Source organism: Psychrobacter sp. 16-MNA-CIBAN-0192, assembly GCF_040309565.1.
Classification (GTDB): domain Bacteria; phylum Pseudomonadota; class Gammaproteobacteria; order Pseudomonadales; family Moraxellaceae; genus Psychrobacter.
Genome location: NZ_JBEOOX010000615.1, coordinates 1 through 244, shown reverse-complemented (window position 1 = coordinate 244; position 244 = coordinate 1). Strand labels below are relative to the sequence as shown.

The following is a 244-nucleotide window of genomic DNA, read 5'->3' as shown; positions in this document are numbered from 1 at the left end:
AGCATCAACAACGGCAACCGATGCACCAGCGGCACCGATTACTCAGCAAGACACGTTAAACCAAATGCTCCAAAACGATAGCCTATTATGGACTTTAGTTATTTTCTTTGGTTTAGGTATTGGTTTAGCATTAACACCGTGTGTGTTTCCGATGTACCCTATTTTGTCGGGCATTATTGTTGGTCAAGGCAAGAAGCTCTCTACCGCTAAAGCCTTCACCCTATCAATGGCCTACGTGCAAGGC

Annotated in this window: 1 protein-coding gene; it reads left to right on the top strand. The window is 45.1% G+C overall.

Features of this window, described 5'->3' with window-relative positions; all coding sequences use genetic code 11:
• Nucleotides 1–244, top strand: a 244-nt coding sequence (locus AAEY78_RS14590; protein WP_502943794.1) for a cytochrome c biogenesis protein CcdA, incomplete at both ends; no start/stop codon positions are given.